We start from the raw sequence: 1044 nt of genomic DNA, 5'->3' as shown, positions 1-1044 counted from the left end.
TCGCATGGTCATGATACAACGCGAGCACATCGCTCATTCGAACATGCTCGTATCCTTTGAGCCGCACCCAATAGCTTTCCACTTCATAATCAGGAACGAGCATCAGCTGTCCATTGCGTTCCATCGTTCGTTCCGTCACTTGGGTGACTTGAACGTACGTATACGTGTTTCCATCGATCGCTGCCTTCTGTGGAAGGCATAGCTCATAGGTTTGTACTCCTTCGCTTTGTCCATCATCGACGCGTCTGCCCTTTTGCGAAGCGATCTGGAACCAAAGCGCTTTCGATTCTCGGCGTAAGTTTCGCTTGATGACAAAGTCCACGTCTTCCTTTAGGCATACGTGCACATTCGCTTCTGCATCGTTTCCTGCATCCATGCGAACAAGCAGACGAGATGAAGTCAGTTGACGAGCTCGACGGATAGCGGTGACTAAAAACGAGGGCATGTTGTCTTGCACATGTTGTTTCCCTGGACGCAACTCGGCATGAACGAGATACCCTTCCTTCCCTGCATACGCAAACAACGGTGTAAAACCGTCAAATCCTTTATACGTTCGACTGACTCCTTCTTTTTTCGTATCGGAGTTGTCAAATGGGGAACCATCTATATCAAGGGGAAGCCATGTCGTCTTTCCTTTGGTCCAACAAGGGGACAAAGTGGCATGTCGTTGAATCAACAGACGTATGGACTCCTCCCAAAGAATCGTTTCGGTCATCGGAAGACAAGCGAGCTGATCGAGTCGTTGTCGCAAGGTTGGAGAGGAAGGCACGTGCTGAATCCCCATCGATGCCGAAAAGATATCGTCCTGACGATACGCTTCGATATGATCGAAATCCGTTTTTCCTGTGGCAAGCAAGCCAATCATCGAGCGAATGACATCGCTATGGGAAATGTGCACTTCTCGACGAACCGTTGGAAGCCGAAGTGCGTTTACCCGTTTATCCAGTTTCGTTCGATGGAGTAAGTAGCCAACGAGAGCAAGCCCAGCACTTGGGGTAATCGCTTCATCTGTCAATACAAACCGAATCGGGAAATCTTTCATCA

1 protein-coding gene is annotated in these 1044 nt (G+C 49.0%); it reads right to left on the bottom strand.

Features of this window, described 5'->3' with window-relative positions; all coding sequences use genetic code 11:
* On the bottom strand, positions 1–1042 hold a 1042-nt coding region (locus ETC02_RS18635), incomplete at its 3' end, for an IS1380-like element ISGsp2 family transposase (RefSeq protein ID WP_171698451.1).
* Between the last annotated feature and the right edge of the window lie 2 nt (positions 1043–1044).

It is taken from the genome of Geobacillus sp. DSP4a (assembly GCF_013096875.1).
GTDB lineage: Bacteria > Bacillota > Bacilli > Bacillales > Anoxybacillaceae > Geobacillus > Geobacillus thermophilus.
This window is presented reverse-complemented; position numbering and strand designations above follow the sequence as displayed.